This window comes from Streptomyces sp. Alt3 (assembly GCF_030719215.1).
Classification (GTDB): Bacteria; Actinomycetota; Actinomycetes; order Streptomycetales; family Streptomycetaceae; genus Streptomyces; species Streptomyces glycanivorans.
Genome location: NZ_CP120983.1, coordinates 5,156,374 through 5,168,249 on the forward strand (window position 1 = coordinate 5,156,374; position 11,876 = coordinate 5,168,249).

At 72.9% G+C, this 11,876-nt stretch carries 11 protein-coding genes; 7 read left to right on the top strand and 4 right to left on the bottom strand.

Annotated elements, in window-relative coordinates; genetic code table 11:
- Window positions 1–18: 18 nt before the first annotated feature.
- From P8A20_RS22765 to P8A20_RS22775, 3 genes are read left to right on the top strand one after another with little or no spacing between them, the layout of a single operon-like run.
- Window positions 19–594 carry a hypothetical protein gene (locus P8A20_RS22765; RefSeq protein ID WP_306104151.1) on the top strand — a complete coding sequence of 192 codons (576 nt, stop codon included), beginning with the start codon at window positions 19–21 and terminating at the stop codon, window positions 592–594.
- Between the two features lie 5 nt (window positions 595–599).
- Window positions 600–3,275: a substrate-binding domain-containing protein gene (locus P8A20_RS22770; RefSeq protein ID WP_306104152.1), complete on the top strand. Its 2,676-nt coding sequence runs from the start codon at window positions 600–602 to the stop codon at window positions 3,273–3,275.
- Entirely contained in the window at window positions 3,272–4,705 is a 1,434-nt protein-coding gene (locus P8A20_RS22775) for an extracellular solute-binding protein (protein ID WP_306104153.1), read from the top strand. Before P8A20_RS22770 ends, P8A20_RS22775 begins: the two co-directional genes overlap by 4 nt.
- 41 nt (window positions 4,706–4,746) lie before the next feature.
- On the opposite strand, the gene P8A20_RS22780 is transcribed toward P8A20_RS22775, so the two are convergent.
- Both P8A20_RS22780 and P8A20_RS22785 read right to left on the bottom strand, forming a co-directional pair.
- Entirely contained in the window at window positions 4,747–5,754 is a 1,008-nt protein-coding gene (locus P8A20_RS22780) for an SEC-C domain-containing protein (RefSeq protein WP_147963613.1), read from the bottom strand.
- 125 nt (window positions 5,755–5,879) lie between these two features.
- Window positions 5,880–7,283: an MFS transporter gene (locus P8A20_RS22785; RefSeq protein WP_306104154.1), complete on the bottom strand. Its 1,404-nt coding sequence runs from the start codon at window positions 7,281–7,283 to the stop codon at window positions 5,880–5,882.
- A gap of 133 nt (window positions 7,284–7,416) precedes the next feature.
- Here P8A20_RS22785 and P8A20_RS22790 point away from each other — a divergent pair, with 133 nt between their 5' ends.
- The 4 genes from P8A20_RS22790 to P8A20_RS22805 all read left to right on the top strand — a co-directional run bounded on the left by P8A20_RS22790 (window position 7,417) and on the right by P8A20_RS22805 (window position 10,168).
- Entirely contained in the window at window positions 7,417–7,950 is a 534-nt protein-coding gene (locus P8A20_RS22790; protein WP_147963612.1) for a winged helix-turn-helix transcriptional regulator, read from the top strand.
- Between the two features lie 44 nt (window positions 7,951–7,994).
- Window positions 7,995–8,327: a DUF6412 domain-containing protein gene (locus P8A20_RS22795; protein ID WP_147963611.1), complete on the top strand. Its 333-nt coding sequence runs from the start codon at window positions 7,995–7,997 to the stop codon at window positions 8,325–8,327.
- Window positions 8,328–8,411: 84 nt separating this feature from the next.
- Complete coding sequence (locus P8A20_RS22800) at window positions 8,412–9,182, top strand: YidC/Oxa1 family membrane protein insertase (RefSeq protein ID WP_147963610.1); 771 nt, start codon at window positions 8,412–8,414, stop codon at window positions 9,180–9,182.
- A 125-nt stretch (window positions 9,183–9,307) separates the two neighbouring features.
- Complete coding sequence (locus P8A20_RS22805; RefSeq protein ID WP_147963609.1) at window positions 9,308–10,168, top strand: fumarylacetoacetate hydrolase family protein; 861 nt, start codon at window positions 9,308–9,310, stop codon at window positions 10,166–10,168.
- Window positions 10,169–10,240: 72 nt separating this feature from the next.
- Here P8A20_RS22805 and P8A20_RS22810 read toward each other — a convergent pair whose 3' ends face one another.
- Both P8A20_RS22810 and P8A20_RS22815 read right to left on the bottom strand, forming a co-directional pair.
- A complete protein-coding gene (locus tag P8A20_RS22810; RefSeq protein WP_147963608.1) occupies window positions 10,241–10,720 on the bottom strand; it encodes a heme-degrading domain-containing protein in 480 nt (159 codons plus the stop codon).
- On the bottom strand, window positions 10,717–11,823 hold the full coding sequence (locus P8A20_RS22815) for a Gfo/Idh/MocA family oxidoreductase (RefSeq protein ID WP_147963607.1): 1,107 nt from the start codon (window positions 11,821–11,823) through the stop codon (window positions 10,717–10,719). Before P8A20_RS22815 ends, P8A20_RS22810 begins: the two co-directional genes overlap by 4 nt.
- Window positions 11,824–11,876 lie beyond the last annotated feature (53 nt).

Sequence of the window (11,876 nt, forward strand, 5' to 3'; positions counted from 1 at the left end):
GGGCCGATGGGGGCACGCATGGCGGACGGGGTGGACACGGGCGCGGGGGAGCCGGGGCAGGAGAAGGTCGAATTACGGATCGCCGTGAGCGGGACGCACACCCGGCGCGACGACCTCGAAGCCCTCCACACCTGGCTGCAGAGCGCGCCGGTCCTGGAGGACGCGCTCGAACGGGGCGAGGCCGGCCTGGCGCGCAAGGACTCGCTCACGCAGACCGAGGCGATGAGCGGGGAGCTGATCCAGGACATCATCCTCGTCGTCTCCGTCGAGGTGGCGCGCTCCGTGACCGAGAACGCGTGGCGGTCCGTGGAGACCTGGCTGCGCAACCGGCGCCGGTTCGCCGATCCCGAGGAGACACCCCGCGTCACCCTCGACGGACCGTCCGAGGGGCCTGGCTCCGGCCTGAGCCGCGACACCGAGGGCCGCGACACCGACGGCCGCGACACCGACGGCCGCGACACCGGCAACCCTGGCACCGGCAGGCGTGACTCCGGCAGCGGTCGTGACGGGGACCCGGACGCCGGACCTGGTACCGGACCCGGTTCCGGCGGGCCGAACCGGCCGCGCGGCGGCGACGAGCCCGGACAGGACTAGCGGCTGTGCCGCCGTACGACGCGCGCGGCGAGGCGAACAGAGCCAAGCGGCACCGAGCCGTGCTGATCGGGGTGGAGCACTACGAGGGCGCGCGGAACGACCTCCCGGCCGTCGCCACCAACCTCCGCCTCATGCGCGAGGCGCTGACCGCCGAACGCACCGGCATGCTCGGCCCGGACGACCTCGTGGAGGTCCCCGCGGACGGCGGCCCGGCCACCGTCGACCCGCTCCGGGTGCGTGCCGCCCTGACCGCGGCCCGTGAGGAGGTCACCGGCCTGCTGGTGGTCTACTTCGCCGGACACGGCATCGTGCGGCCCGACGGCAGCGACCTCAACCTGATGTTCACCGACTCCCGGGTGACCAGGGACCGGCACCACCCCTTCGTCGACACCCTGTCCTGGCGCGACGACATCATGCCCGAGCTGCGCTACGCCCGCGCCGACTGGGTCGTCGTCATCCTCGACTGCTGTTTCGCGGGCAACGCCCTCTGGGCCTTCAGCCCCGCGGCCGGACAGAACTTCGCGCTGCTCACCGCCGCCGAGCCGGGAGTGGAGATCCCGCCCGGCGACCCCGGCACCGGTACGGAGTTCACGGCGGCCCTGCACCGGCTGCTGACCACGGGCGAGGGCGAGCCGGTCACCTTCACCAGGATCGTCACCGGTATCCGCCGGGCGATGGCGCCGTACAAGGCCGTCGACGGGCATCCGTGGGTGCCGGACGAGCGGCGGCACGGCGACGACGTGGTGCTCGCGCTCGCCGCGGGACCCGAACCCCCGCGGCAGCCACCGCGGGACGGCGCGCCGAAGGGGCACACGAGGCGGTGGCCGCGGCTCTCCGCCCCGGCCCTCCCGCACCGCCTGCTCCCCGTCCTGGTCCGCCGCATGACCCGGACGACCGCACTCGTGCTGGCGGGCGTGGCCGTCCTGGCCACGGGCGGTACGTGGTACCTCCTGGGCGGGTCCGCCGAGGGCGCGTGCGACTCGCCCCTCGAACTGCGGGTGCTCACCGACCCCGACCTGAGGCCCACCGTGCAGAAGGCCGCCGACGCCTATCCCAGGAGGGACGCCCACGGCTGCCGGACGGTCGGCATCAACGTGTACGACGCCAAGGCCACCGACGCGGTGTCCGCCCTCCGGTCCTCCTCGCTCTGGCAGGAACCGCCCGCCGTCTGCCCGGCCTCCGGCGTCTGCCCGCGGCCCCAGCGGGACGTGGGCGCACAGCCCGATGTCTGGATCCCGGCCGCGGGCAGCGCATGGCAGCGGGCGACCGCCGAAGGGGCGGGCGGTGGCCCGGGAGGCGGGGAGACGTCCACGAGCACGGGGAGGAGCGTCGTGAAGCTCGACCGTCTGGGTTCCGTCGCCTACACGCCGATTGTCCTCGGGGTGCCGGACACCATGTCCCTGCCCCAGAGCCTCCAGACCGACGACCCGCTCGGCGAGATCATCACCGGGCTGGAGGCCGCCCAGGAGGTCGAGATCCTGCGCCCCGATCCCGAGGGTACCGAGGCGGCCCTGCTGGCGACCGACGCGCTGTACGCCACCTCCGCCGACGGGCACGCCTCCACGGTCGAACAGGGCATGGCGGGGGCTCTGCGGCCCATGCCCTCCACCGCGCGGGAACTGATGTGCGCCCTGGCCGACGGTACGCACAACGACCTGGAGGACCGGGCGGCGGTCCTCGTGCCGGAGCAGACCCTGGCGCAGTTCAACCTCTCGGCGGGCGAGACCGGCCGCCCCGCCTGCGCGACCGAGGCCCTGGCGCACCGGGTGGCCCACTACCCCTCCGACGTGCCGATGCTGGACCTGCCCTTCGTCCGGGTCTCCTGGGAAGGTGCCGACAGGGACGCCGTCGCCCGGAGGACGGCCGTCGAGGACTTCTACGAGTGGCTGGTCACGGACCGGGCCGCCCAGGAGTGCTTCACCGACGACGGCTTCCGCGGTGTCGACGAGGGCGATCCGGCGCCGCCCGGTGACGACTCGGTGCTGCGGTCCGAGGACAACACGACGGCCGTGCGCGAACGGATCCCCACGACCGGCCCGAACGCCGACGCGTCGGCGTCGCTGAACGAGACCCTGAGCCGCTACCGGGGGGCGCTCGGGCCCGGCCGGGTGCTCTACCTCCTCGACAACTCGACCTCCGTGGCGGACAAACGGCTCTGGGACGGCACCGGTGGTGCCAAGGAACTCGTGGCCCGCTCGATGGGGTCCCTGGGGGCCGAGGACTCGTACGGGGTGTGGACGGCCGCGGTCGCCCCGGGGAAACCGGTGACGGAGCTGGTGGGGCTCGGGCCGAACACCGGTGCCGCTGTGCGGAAGGCCGTCGCCGGAGCCGGGACGGCCGCCTTCGACGCGCGTATCGGGGCGGGGCTGCGCGCCGCGCTCACGGCCCTGCGCGGTGACTCCACCGTCGCGGAACAGCCGCGCCTCCTCGTCCTGGTCACCGACGGCGAGGACTTCGAGGACGTCGGGAAGAGCGAGCAGGCGGCGCTGGTCACGGACGCGGGAAGGACGCCGCCCGTGAGGATCGTGACGGTCTCGCTCCAGGACGGGGCCTGCGCACCCGGCAGGTTCGGCGACCGGCTCGCTGTGGCGAGCGGCGGACGCTGCCTGGATCCCGGCGACGACATCGCGGCCGAACTAGCGGCGGAGGTCGCCAAGGCCGGTACGGGGGACGCGGAATGACGCACGCCGAACGTGGCACCGCCCGCCGCCGGGCCAGGGCCGCCGTGGCTCTCGGCTGTCTCCTCGCGCTCGTCTCAGCCGCCTGCACCGGCGGGGGCGAGGGTTCCGGGAAGTCCGGCGAGAAGGAGACGGCGGCGGGCCCCATCGTCGTCGCCAGCGGGCTCGACGTCACCGGCTCCGGCAGTGTGCGGCAGCAGTTGATAGAGGAGTGGAACCGCCGGCACGCCGGATCGAAGGACCGGCAGGCCAAGCTCGTGGAGCTGCCCGGGGCCGCCGACCAGCAGCGCAGTCAGCTTCTGGGCGCCCTTCAGTCCGGCAGTGCCCGCTACGACGTGGTGAACCTCGACATCACCTGGATCCCGGAGTTCGCCGAGGCCGGACTGATCAGCCCGTTGCCCGTCGCGGAGAGCGGCGCCGACGACGACGCCGACTTCATCCGGCAGGTCCACGCCACGACCGTGTGGAAGGGCCGCACCTACGCCCGGCCGTTCAACACCGACGTGGGACTGCTGTACTACCGGCCCGACCTCCTGACCGACGCCGACATCGAGCCGGACAAGCAGCCCAACGCCAACTGGACCTGGGACCAGCTCTACTCCTCGGTCAGGACACTCGGGCTGAACCCGGTCCGCCCCCACGAACGGGCGGGCTGGACGACCCAGTTGAAGCAGTACGAAGGGCTGACCGTCAACACCGTCGAGGCGTTCGCCGACGCAGGGGTCCATCTCACCGACAGCGAGGGCCGGTACAGCTCCAGCCCCGGAGAGCTGAAGAAGGGACTCGACTCGCTCCTCGACCGCGTCGGCCGGGGCCGCGTCCAGCCCGCCGCGCTCACCTCCGACGAGACGGCGTCCCTCACCGACTTCGCCGAGGGCCGTGCCGTCTTCCTGCGCCACTGGCCCTACGCCTACGGGGCCTTGGGCAACCTGATGAAGGCCGATGAGTACGCCGTGAACCGGCTGCCGGGGAAGGCCGTGCTCGGCGGTCAGAACCTCGCCGTCACCGCCGACTCGCCGCGCGCCGAGAACGCCCGCGCCCTCATCACCTTCCTGACCTCCCGCGAGAGCGAGCGCTGCCTGCTCGACGCGGGCTTCGCCGCGACCCGGGCCTCCGTGTACGGCAGCGCGCCCAAGCCCTGCTGGCCCCGCGTCGCCGCCGCCCTCCGGCCCGCCGGGGACTCACCGAAGGCGGCGGCCACGGGGGAGGGCACCCCCAAGGGGCAGGGGCCCGAGGCACGCAACGCGTACATCCGGCTCCTCGGCGCGGCGCTGACCGAGGCCGTGCAGCGTCCGCGCACCCCCTACTACGGGGCGTTCACCCAGGTCCTGCAGTCCCATGTGCACGCGCTGCTGGCCGCGGAGAGACCCGACACCGCGGCGGCCGCCGACCATCTCGACCACGCCCTGCGGGACGTGTTCGCGGGCAGGTGAGAGGAGCGCGGGCCCCTCCCACCCGCGGAGTGCGGGACGTGTCAGCTCACCCCGTGGCACGAGCGGTACGGACGCTCCGAACCGCACCAGCACGCCGCGCTGCGCGCCGGCGGCCACGGGACGGCGCGGCCCCGGGCCGCGAGCGTCGTCGCGTACTGGGGGAGCAGGTCGGGGTCGGAGGGGGACGCGGCCTCCGAGGCGGCGAACGCCTCGTAGGAGGGGACCGTGCCCGTCACGATGCCGAGGTTCGGCGTGCCGGCGGCATGCAGATCCCGCAACGCGGCCTCCAGACGCGCCAGATGGTCCTCGTGCGAGACGTACTCCTGGGCCAGCTCCGGGTAGGCGGTGAGGAGTTCACGCAGCTCGTCCTCGGGCCAGTGGAGTACCGCGACGGGGAACGGACGGGACAACGCGCTCCGGTAGGTGCCCAGTTCGGCGCGGAGCCGGTTGATCTCCGCCCGCAGCTCGCCCGGGTCCGACGAGCCGAGGGCCCACAGGCGCTTCGGGTCGTGCAGCTCGTCCAGCGGGACGGCGGCCGTGTGGAGCGTGTCGGCCAGCTCGTCCCACGCGTCATGGGCGACGCCCATCAGCCTGCGCACCCGGTGCCGTCCGATCAGGAGCGACTCGGTGGCGTACGGCACTTCCTCGCCCGGCGCGAGGAGGAGCGTCAGCGCGGTCGAGAAGAAGTCGTGGGCCGCCTCCAGCTCGTCGTGCGCCTCCAGCGTCTCCGCGGCGATCTCCCACGGTGCCGCGTCGAGCGGACCTGCGGCGCGGATGCCGTCGATGATCGCGCGGGCCTCCGCCTCGTGGCCGTACTCCCACAGGTTGGACGCTTTGAGCGCTTTGACCCGGTGCGGGTTCTCGACGGGGATATCGGTGGATCCCAGGAGTTCGTCGTAGAGCGTGCTCGCGCGGGCGCGCTCTCCGGCGAGCTCCAGATGGGCGGCGGCCTGGAGGAACAGCGGTTCGTGGTCCTCCGGATACTGCCCCGCGGTGCGGAGCAGGCGCTCGGCTTCGGTGATGTGGTCAGCAGGCGTGTCGGGGCGCATGGCCACACGGTACTGCGGGACGGGGGTGAGGTGAGAGGGCGCGGTCGGGAGCGCCGATGAAGCCTGGAGGGCGCCGGGGAGAACACCCGGCCAGGAGCGCGGGGGCGTACGGGCCGGGAGGGCGCTCAGTGCTCCCGGAGGAGGAGGACACCCGCCGTGGCCACGACCGCCATGACGGCGGACAGCAGCACCGCCCCGTCGGCGCCAGCCGGAGTCGTCGCCACCGCGATCGTGACGGCCACACCCGCGGAGGAGCCGAGGTAGCGGGCGGTGTTGTTGGCGCCGGACCCCATGGCCGCGCGTTCCGCCGGTACGGACTCGACCGCCAGGCGGGGCAGTGCCGCGTTGATCAGGCCGCTGCCCGCACCCGCCACGACCAGGGCCGGGACGAGCCGCGCCCACACCGACGCCCCCGCGTCGCCCGGTGCGCCGGTCAGCGTCCCCAGCATCGGCAGCACCGCCACCGCGTGGAACGCGAAACCGGCCGCCAGCTGGTGCCGGGCCGAGACCCGGCCGGTCAGCCGCCGAGACTGCAGGGCCACGGCGAACGACGTACCGGACCAGAGGAGGAACAGCCAGGCCGAGTCGAGCGCGGACATCGAGAGCGCGTGCTGGAGCAGGGTCGGCAGATAGCTGAACAGGCCGATCACGGAGAGCCCCGTGAACAGGCCACCCACCGCCGAGGCCAGGAAGGCGCGGCTGCGGAACAGCGACAGGTCGATCAGCGGGGCCGCCGCGCGGCGCTCCACCACGGCGAACACGGCGGTCAGCGCCAGGGCCGCGAGCAGCAGCAGACCGACGGGCGCGCGCAGCCAGCCGTCACGGCCGAGCGTCAGCGCCGTCAGCAGCGCGGTCATCGCCAGACCGAGCACGGCGGCGCCCACGATGTCGGGCCGCCCGGCGCGGGGCGCGCGGGACTCGGTGAGCGTCCGGACCGCGAATATCCCGGTGACGAGGGCGGCCAGGCCCAGGGCGAGGTACGTGAGCCGCCAGTCGAGGCCGCCGAGCGAGCCCGCGAGCAGCGGGCCCAGTGCGATCCCGGCGCTGACGAACGCGCCCCACACCCCCATGGCCCTGATCCGCGCATGGCCGACCGGATAGGCGCCGACCAGCAGTCCGAGGCTTGTGGCCAGGATCGCCGCACTCGCGGCGCCCTGACCGGCCCGGGCGAGGGTGAAGCCGACGGTGTCCGTGGTGAGGGCGCCGAGCGCGGCGGTCAGGCCGAGGCCGAAGGTGCCGATGAGGAACAGCCTGCGACGGCCGAAGTCGTCGGCCAGGCTGCCCGCGACCAGCAGCAGCACCGCGAGACCGAGCGGCGCCCCGTTGAGCAGCCACGCCTGGGCGGCCGGCGGGGTGGCTGAGGCGGCGGAGAGGGCGGGGAGCGCCGCCATCGGCGCGGTGTAGTTCATCAGCGCGACGGCGGTGGCGGCGCTGGTGACGGCGAGCGTCGCACCGGGCCGGTGCGGCGGGCGGAGGCGGACGGGCCGTGGCGCGGGAGCGGTGGCGGTCCGTACGGGCTGCTGGGTCATGACGTCCCTCCGGGGATCGGCCCGCCTGCTGACCAGGTTCATGGCCGAAGGTTCGTTGAATGAACCTACTGAGGCGGCACACGCTAGCACGGGTAGGTTCATTCACCGAACCGATGGGGGTAAAGTCGTGTCCATGGCTCTCGGCAAGGACTACGCGGCACAGCAGTGCTCGATCGCCCGCGCTCTCGAAGTGGTCGGCGAACGCTGGACCCTGCTCGTCGTGCGCGACGCCTTCTACGGCGTACGCCGCTACAACGACTTCCTCGGCCACCTCGGCATCCCACGCGCCGTCCTGGCCTCCCGCCTCCAGGCCCTCACCGAGGCCGGGGTCCTGGCCAAGGTGCGCTACCAGGAGTCGCCGCCGCGCGACGAGTACGTCCTCACCGACAGCGGCAAGGCCCTCTGGCCCACCGTGCGCTCCCTCGGTCTCTGGGGCCGCGAGCACATCGAGGGCACCCTCCCCATGCGCCTCTTCTTCCACGCCGACTGCGGCACCGAGCTCGGCGTCTACGGGCAGTGCCCGGCCTGCGGGAACACCGGCGTCCCGCTGGAGGACGTGGAGATGCGGCCCGGCACCGGACTCGACCCCGACCCCGAGGACCCCGTCAGCCGGGCGCTGCTCTCCCCCCGCCGGCTCCTTCAGCCGCTGGACGCCGATCGTGTATAACGGCTGAAGGACACGATCGAACGCGAAGCGAGGGGGGAGGGCCGATGAACGACGACATGAACCGCGTACGCCGGGCGGTCGTCCGGCTCTTCCGCCCCGCCGCCTTCCTCGTTCTGTTCCTGACCGAGGTCCTCCTCGCCGAGGGCGGCAGCTTCTCCGCCGCCGTCGCGCTCGCCGCCACCGCGGCCGCCGGCTCGGCCCTCCTCGTCTGCTCCGTCATCAGCGCCCGCTGCGCCGCCCCCGTACCCCGTACGAGAGTGCGCACCGCCATGCGCGACCGGGAGAAGCGCACCGCGTTCCTCCCGCAACGCGACCCCGACGCCCGGGGACGCACCAGGCCCCGAGCGCCCGGGGCCGCCCTCCTGACGGCCGCGTAGAGGGCACATCTGTCACGCCCCTGCGCGGGTCGTCCTGCCGAGTCATCACTCCCCGGCACGACGAGACCCCCGGAGGGCTCACCCATGTCCGCATTCATGTCCGCTTTCGCGAGCCTGGTCGGCGCGTTCGCCGACCTGCTCCAGCCCCTCTTCCAGAACGCCTCCACCGCCGCCGCGATCGTCCTGTTCACCGCCCTCGTGCGGCTCGCCGTCCACCCCCTCTCACGGGCGGCGGCGCGCGGGCAGAAAGCCCGCACCAAGCTCCAGCCGCAGATCGCCGAACTGCGCAGGAAGCACTCCAAGAACCCCGACCGGATGCAGAAGGCGCTCATGGAGCTCCACGCGAAGGAGAAGGTCTCGCCCCTCTCCGGCTGCCTGCCGAGCCTGCTCCAGATGCCCGCCTTCTTCCTGCTCTACCACCTCTTCTCCAGCCAGAGGATCGGCGGCGACCCGAACTCGCTGCTCGGCCACGAGCTCTTCGGCGCCCCCCTCGGTGAGCGCTGGCACCACGCGCTCTCCGCGGGCGGGCCCTTCGGCCAGCAGGGGCTCGTCTACCTCGGGCTGTTCGTGATCGTCGCGGCCGTCGCCACCTTCAACTACGGACGCACCAAGCGCCAGATGGCGGCGAACCCCATGACGCCGGCCACCGGCCCGGACGGACAGCCGGTCCCCGGCATGGGAGCGATGACGAAGGTCATGCCGCTGATGTCCTTCCTGACCCTCGTCTCCGTCGCCTACGTGCCGCTCGCGGCGGCTCTGTACATCGTCACCAGCACCACCTGGACCGCCCTGGAGCGCGCCTACCTCTACCGGGAGACCCCGGCCGCCGAGGCCGCCGTCGCCCCCGCCGTCTGAGCGGTCCGGGTCCAGTACGTGAACAGGGTCTTGCGAAGTGATCCGATGTCTTGGAGGATCAGCCAAGCCTTTCGCTGGCCGCAACCCATCGACAGGCTCGATCTCGACCAAGGGGAGATGGACCGTTGAAGCTTCTTCGAGTGGGTACGGCTGGCGCGGAACGCCCCGCACTGCTTGACCGTAACGGGACCTTGCGTGACCTTTCGGGCCTCGTCACCGACATCGACGGAGAGCTCCTCGCCGATGCCTCGGCGCTGGCCCGGGTGCGCGAGGCCGCCCAGACGCCCGACGTTCTGCCCCCGCTCGACGCGAACGGCCTCCGGGTCGGACCGCCTCTCGGGCGGATCGGCAAGATCGTGTGCATCGGGCTGAACTACCACGACCACGCGGCCGAGACCGGAGCGGCGATCCCGGACGAACCGATCCTGTTCTTCAAGGCCCCCGACACCGTCGTCGGCCCCGAGGACACCGTCCTCGTGCCGCGCCGCAGCCGGAAGACGGACTGGGAGGTCGAGCTCGCCGTCGTGATCGGCCGCACCGCCCGCTACCTGGACACCGCCGAGGAGGCGCTCGGGCACGTCGCCGGATACGCGACCTCGCACGACGTCTCCGAGCGGGAGTTCCAGATCGAGCGCGGCGGCACCTGGGACAAGGGCAAGAACTGCGAGACCTTCAACCCGCTCGGCCCCTGGCTCGTCACCGCCGACGAGGTGCCCGACCCGCAGGCGCTGCCGCTGAAGCTCTGGGTCAACGGCGAACTGAAGCAGGACGGCACGACAGCCCAGCAGATCTTCCCGGTCGGCGAGGTCGTGCGCTATCTGAGCCACTTCATGACGCTCTACCCGGGCGACGTCATCAACACCGGCACCCCCGCCGGGGTGGCCATGGGCCACCCCGAGCCCAAGCCCTACCTCCGCGCGGGCGACGTCGTGGAGCTCGAGATCGAGGGGCTCGGACGCCAGCGCCAGGAATTCAAGGACGCGTAGGCACGGAAGCGGCCGCCGGGAAAACCCGGCGGCCGCTTCGGCCGTTCACCGGGTCCGAGGGTGCGCCCTCCCTCAGTCCCGCGGGCCGGCCGTGAACTGCTCCAGCGCCTGCACCACCAGCGCGTGGTCCTCGGCCTGCGGGAGACCGGACACCGTGACCGAACCGATCACGCCCGCACCCTCCACGGCGATCGGGAACGAGCCGCCGTGCGCGGCGTACGTGTCCGGGTCCAGTCGCGAGGACTGCTCGAACGTCGTGCCCTTCGCCCGGAAACGCGTCCCGACGAGGTACGAGCTCTCCCCGTACCGCTCCACGACCCTGCGCTTGCGCTCGATCCAGGCGTCGTTGTCCGCGCTCGAACCCGGCAGCGCGGCATGGAACAGCTGCTGACCGCCCCGCCGGATGTCGATCGCGACCGGGGCGTGCCGCTCACGGGCCAGCGCGACCAGCAGGCCGCCCAGCGCGTACGCGTCGTCGTAGCCGAAGCGCGGCAGCGTCAGACGCCGCTCCTGCGCGATCAGCTCGGAGATGGTCGGTGCACCGGTGCTCATGCGTGCCGCTCCTCGTCGTGGTGGGGGAGGAGGGTCACGGACACGCCCTCGCGGGCCGAGCGCCGTGCCGCCTCCAGGACGTCCAGGGCGGCGGCGGCCTGCAGCGCCGTCACCGGGTTCTCACCCTCGCCCCGCAGGGCGGCGGCCACAGCGGCGTAGTACGCGGGGTAGTCACCCGGCAGCGTGCGGACCGGGTCACCGCCGCCGGTCAGCGGGGACTCACCCGAACCTACCCGCCCCCACAGCTCCTCGGGCTCCTCGCCCCACGGCTCGCCGGTCACCGGGCGCGCGCCCTCGCGCAGAGCCGCCTCCTGCGGGTCCAGGCCGTACTTCACATAGCCGGCCTTCGAGCCGAGCACCCGGAAGCGCGGGCCGAGCTGCGCCGTGGTGGCGCTCGCGTACAGATGCGAACGCACCCCGTCGACGTGGGTGATCGCGATGAAGGTGTCGTCGTCGGCGGCCGCGCCCGGACGGCGTACGTCGGACTCCGCGTACACCTGCACCGCGGGGCCGAACAGGGTGAGCGCCTGGTCGACGACATGGCTGCCCAGGTCGTACAGCAGCCCGCCGATCTCCTCCGGGTCGCCCGACTCGCGCCAGCCGCCCTTCAGCTGCGGCCGCCACCGCTCGAAGCGCGACTCGAAGCGCTGCACCTCACCGAGCTGGCCCTCCTCGATCAGGCCGGCCAGCGTCAGGAAGTCGTTGTCCCAGCGGCGGTTCTGGAAGACGGAGAGCAGCAGCCCCCGCTCCGCGGCCAGTGCGGCCAGCTCGCGTGCCTCGGCGGCCGTACCGGCGAGAGGCTTGTCCACGACCACCGGAAGCCCCACCTCCAGAGCGGCCCTGGCGAGCGGGACATGGGTCCTGTTCGGAGAGGCGATCACGATCAGATCCAGCTCGTCCGCGCGCGGCCACAGCTCCTCGGGCGAGGAGACCAGCCGCACGCCGGGGAACTCGGCGCGGGCCTGCGCCTTCCGCTCCTCGTTCGACGTGACGACCGTGTCGAGGACGAGGCCCCCGGTCGCGGACACCAGCGGGGCGTGGAAGACGGAACCCGCCAGGCCGTAGCCGACGAGCCCGACGCGGAGAGGAGCGTTGACAGTCATGCAAACCACTTAAGCAACGCTGTTGCCAAAGTGCAAGCGATGGAGACAATGGT

What these genes read in the sequence shown, in the direction of transcription:
- P8A20_RS22795 (WP_147963611.1), top strand. Translation starts at nt 7,995, where the DNA reads ATGAACGACGACATGAACCGCGTACGCCGGGCGGTCGTCCGGCTCTTC.
- P8A20_RS22810 (WP_147963608.1), bottom strand. Translation starts at nt 10,720, where the DNA reads ATGAGCACCGGTGCACCGACCATCTCCGAGCTGATCGCGCAGGAGCGG.
- P8A20_RS22815 (WP_147963607.1), bottom strand. Translation starts at nt 11,823, where the DNA reads ATGACTGTCAACGCTCCTCTCCGCGTCGGGCTCGTCGGCTACGGCCTG.
- P8A20_RS22775 (WP_306104153.1), top strand. Translation starts at nt 3,272, where the DNA reads ATGACGCACGCCGAACGTGGCACCGCCCGCCGCCGGGCCAGGGCCGCC.
- P8A20_RS22800 (WP_147963610.1), top strand. Translation starts at nt 8,412, where the DNA reads ATGTCCGCATTCATGTCCGCTTTCGCGAGCCTGGTCGGCGCGTTCGCC.
- P8A20_RS22790 (WP_147963612.1), top strand. Translation starts at nt 7,417, where the DNA reads ATGGCTCTCGGCAAGGACTACGCGGCACAGCAGTGCTCGATCGCCCGC.
- P8A20_RS22780 (WP_147963613.1), bottom strand. Translation starts at nt 5,754, where the DNA reads ATGCGCCCCGACACGCCTGCTGACCACATCACCGAAGCCGAGCGCCTG.
- P8A20_RS22785 (WP_306104154.1), bottom strand. Translation starts at nt 7,283, where the DNA reads ATGACCCAGCAGCCCGTACGGACCGCCACCGCTCCCGCGCCACGGCCC.
- P8A20_RS22765 (WP_306104151.1), top strand. Translation starts at nt 19, where the DNA reads ATGGCGGACGGGGTGGACACGGGCGCGGGGGAGCCGGGGCAGGAGAAG.